The organism is Aliidiomarina celeris (assembly GCF_003316875.1).
GTDB lineage: Bacteria > Pseudomonadota > Gammaproteobacteria > Enterobacterales > Alteromonadaceae > Aliidiomarina > Aliidiomarina celeris.
The window spans coordinates 1-365 of record NZ_QMIL01000027.1 but is presented as its reverse complement, the minus strand read 5'-3'; the positions used below and the strand labels follow the sequence as shown (position 1 = coordinate 365).

The 365-nt window shown below is 51.8% G+C and carries 1 protein-coding gene; it reads right to left on the bottom strand.

Annotated features, from left to right (window positions below):
- Positions 1–177 precede the first annotated feature (177 nt).
- The coding region (locus tag DQW12_RS13830; protein ID WP_157957933.1) for an integrase catalytic domain-containing protein at positions 178–365 on the bottom strand (188 nt) is incomplete at its 5' end.

Here is a 365-nt window from a genome sequence, read left to right as displayed (position 1 = left end):
GAATGGCGTTGCTTGCTGCCCCCCGTACAGTTGTGCGGTCCGCCCAGAGTGCTTCAGGGAGGCGTTCGTGCCAGCCCCTTTTTTTTCTTGAGACCATCTTCTTTAGTGTTTTGCAGATGGTCGTTAAAGGCTTCGGCCAGGCCGTTTGCAGGGGCGTTGTAGGCCGTAGATGAGAAGTTACCGATCTTGTATCTCGCAGAAGCTGTGGAATCGATGATCCCTGAACTGAGGTCCGTTGTCGTGGATGAACCTCTTGGGGACTCCGAATCTACAGATGACGTTTGTCTTTAGAAATTTTAGAACTGCTGCAGTTTTGACTTCCGCCAGGGCAATGGCTTCGGCCCATTTGGAGAAGTAGTCTGTCA